The following is a 3,526-nucleotide window of genomic DNA, read 5'->3' as shown; positions in this document are numbered from 1 at the left end:
GTTTTCTCCGCTAAACACACTAAAGCAGCAAAAGCTAAGTAAAATAAAGAACCATTTCATATCGGCATCCTTATCGTTTTCTTTTAGCTTAGGCAGTAGTCCTCACTTTCGCGAAATTTTAGATGTAGATCACGTAAATTATTGGGAAAAAATAAGCAAATATCTTACTTGATACTCAATACAAACAAAGATGAAAAGACATAAAAAAAGAGTGAGCCTGAAAGACTCACTCTTTTTACTTTGAATTGCCAGTCATTATGACTGATTTTTCTGCTTGAGTAGATCAACCATAATCGCGACAGACTCATCTAAATAAACATCAGGCGCTTCATAATCTTTAGGTATATCATCCAATGTTTTGAATGCTTCCTTACCTAAAGCAGCTTGACGCTCATTGATGCGTTGCAATCGAAGAGCTTCCGCTTTATCCGATTCAGCCTTACGAACTTTCTCGTTCAAAGACAACATATTATCGTCTTTTTCTTTACGATACTTCTCTATGTCTTCATTGATGAAACGGAATTCCATCTCATCAGAAATACGCTTGTTATGAAGAGCGGTGAGTTTTTCAACTAATGCTTCGTTGCTTGGGAAGGTTTGATATTTTGCTTTATCAATCTGATCCCAAGGTAGTGCATTGTCTTCTACACTTTCACCCGTTTCAGAAGCTTCAATTGGTGTTGGGTACGAAATATCGGGTGCAACACCACGATTTTGCGTACTTCCACCGTCAATACGGTAGAACTTCTGAATCGTGTACTGAACGTAGCCTAGCTCTTTATCGAAAAGATCGTAGATATGATTCAGTGAGCGATGCTGTTGAACCGTACCTTTACCGAAAGAATTTTCACCTAAAATAATTGCACGATTATAATCTTGCATCGCTGCTGCAAAAATTTCAGACGCCGAAGCACTGTAGCGGTTAATCAACACCGTCAGTGGACCATCGTAGCTCACTTTTCCGTCAGTATCGGCGTTCACCTTAATACGACCATAGCTGTCACGAACTTGAACAACAGGACCTTCTTTAATGAATAACCCTGTTAATGCTGTCGCTTCCGTTAATGCACCACCACCGTTGTTACGTAGATCAACGATTACGCCGTCAACGTTTTTGGTTTTTAACTCAGCAAGCAGTTTATCGGTATCTTTCGACAAACCGACGTAGAAACTTGGCACTTCTAAAATACCAATCTTCTTACCATCTTTTTCGATGATCTCCGACTTAACTGCGCGATCTTCTAGGCGAACTTTGTCACGAACAATTGTGACAATGTAACTCTTCGCATCGTTACCTTCTGGCAAGATCTGTAGATTAACCTTTGTGCCTTTTGGGCCTTTGATTAATTGAACTACATCATCCAGACGCCAACCGATCACGTCGACAATCTCTTCACCGTCTTGTCCAACACCGATGATTCGATCCCCTTCGCCAAGTTGCTTGCTCTTCGACGCTGGGCCGCCAACAACAAGTGAACGAATTACTGTGTAATCGTCAGTCATTTGCAGAACGGCACCAATGCCTTCCAGAGAAAGGTTCATTTCCGATTGGAATTGCTCAGCATTACGTGGGGAAAGGTAGCTAGTATGAGGGTCGACTTGTCGGGCGAAGGCATTCATATATAACTGGAATGCATCTTCGTTATTAGTCTGTGTGATCCGCTTCATCGCGTTGTTATAACGCTTCTCTAAAACTTCTTTAATCTCTGGCCATTCTTTGCCAGTCAGTTTCAGATTTAACGCGTCATATTTCACGCGCTTACGCCATAACTCGTTGAGCTCCGCTTCGTCTTTTGGCCATGCAGCTTCAGAACGGTCTAACTCTATCTCGTCATCAGTATCAAACTTGATCTCTTCGTCGAGTAGCGTTAACGCATAAGCAAAGCGCTCGAAACGCTTTTGCATTGAGAGGTTATAAACATCAAAAGCAATTTGGTTGTTACCAGCTTTTAGCTGATCATCAAGCTCAATTGACCAGTCTTTAAAAGAGTCGATGTCCGCTTGAGTAAAAATATTTCTATTATAATCAAGCAATTCTACATAGCGTTCAAAGATCGCTTTGGAGAAATCATCATTGAGGCTGAAATGCTTATAATGAGAGCGGGTAAATCGAGAGGTGACTCGTTTGCTAGCTGTTTCGTGCTGAACTTCAGGAGCGAGAACCGGCAAGTCATCTTTATGTAGTTTGGCTTCGAGAGCCTGAGCTGATGCTGCTAGCCATAAGCTAGCAGCAATCAGTGTCACTTTTGAACGGCAATTCATGCGTAGGAGTATCTCCTTTATGCGCGCAAGTGCTCCGCTTTCACAACCATTTGTAGGCCGTTAGCAAGTTGAACACGTACATCATCCTTATTGATCTCAACAATGGTCGCTGCCATGTTTCCTTTGCCCATGTTCACGTTAACTGCGTTACCTACTGTGATTTCGTCAGCATTTAGAGCGCGCGTTTCTACAGGCTTAGTTGTTTTTTGTACTTTTGGTTTGTTAGTACGACGAGGCTGTTGAGGCTTTTTAGCCGCTGGTTTCGCTTTCGCCTTACCCTCTTCACGAGCTTTTTGTGCTTGTTCTTTACGACGAGCTTGAACTTTTGCCTTGCTTTCTGCAAGTGTCGCTTTCGCGTGTTCAACGTGCTCTTCTTCTAGCTCACCACAAGGGTTGCCGTCTAGGTCTACACGTACTGCACCTGGTTTTACACCATGTAGGTAACGCCATGATGAAGTGTACTGTCTTAACGCTGCACGAAGCTGTGTTTTGCTTACTTTTTCGTCTTCACTTAGACGTTCCGCAAGATCTTGAAAAATACCAATTTTCAGAGGTTTTGCTTCACCTTCTAAAGTAAAGCACTTAGGGAAACATTCAGCAATATATGCAATAACTTCTTTGCTGTTTTTTAACTTTTCAGTCATGAGGGTTCCTGATTTGAGCGGATTTCCGCGAAGCATTAAGAAAAAATATTCTCGTATTATAGTGACATGCCAAGGAAAAACCACACTCGAGGGCTAATTTATGCGTCGTTCGCGTGTGAATTAAGCAGCTTTTCTACTTCAGCCATGAAATGAGTGAGACCTTCTTCGTCTGTTTCATTGAATCGACCAATACTTGGGCTGTCAATATCAAGGACACCAACCACCTCTCCATTGATAGAAAACGGAATCACAATTTCCGAATTACTCGCTGCATCGCACGCTATATGTCCCTCAAATTCATGAACGTCGTATACTCTTTGTATGGTGTTAGTTTTTGCAGCAGTACCACAGACACCGCGCCCCATAGGAATGCGGACACAAGCTGGTTTTCCTTGGAACGGACCAAGAACGAGCTCTTCACCTTTTGCTAGGTAAAAGCCAGCCCAGTTAAGATCGTCCAATTCCATGAAAAGCAGTGAGCTCAAGTTTGCTAGGTTAGCAATAAAGTCTGGCTCAGACTCAATTAGAGCAACGGCTTGTTTGGTTAGTCTATGGTATTGTTCTATGTTCATATTAACTTCCTACTTACTATAAAAGCTTCCATTCTCACTGTATGGCGC

The 3,526-nt window shown here is 42.3% G+C and carries 3 protein-coding genes; all 3 read right to left on the bottom strand.

Annotated features, from left to right (window positions below):
• Nucleotides 1-255: 255 nt before the first annotated feature.
• On the bottom strand, nt 256-2,262 hold the full coding sequence (gene prc / locus CAG69_RS19910) for a carboxy terminal-processing peptidase (RefSeq protein ID WP_005396554.1): 2,007 nt from the start codon (nt 2,260-2,262) through the stop codon (nt 256-258).
• Nucleotides 2,263-2,279: 17 nt separating this feature from the next.
• Entirely contained in the window at nt 2,280-2,906 is a 627-nt protein-coding gene (gene proQ, locus CAG69_RS19905; protein WP_046876216.1) for an RNA chaperone ProQ, read from the bottom strand.
• 98 nt (nt 2,907-3,004) lie between these two features.
• On the bottom strand, nt 3,005-3,478 hold the full coding sequence (locus CAG69_RS19900) for a GAF domain-containing protein (protein ID WP_065646467.1): 474 nt from the start codon (nt 3,476-3,478) through the stop codon (nt 3,005-3,007).
• Nucleotides 3,479-3,526: the final 48 nt, after the last annotated feature.

Origin of the sequence: Vibrio sp. V43_P6S15P86 (assembly GCF_009904725.1) — a bacterium.
Taxonomy (GTDB): domain Bacteria; phylum Pseudomonadota; class Gammaproteobacteria; order Enterobacterales; family Vibrionaceae; genus Vibrio; species Vibrio diabolicus.
This window is presented reverse-complemented; position numbering and strand designations above follow the sequence as displayed.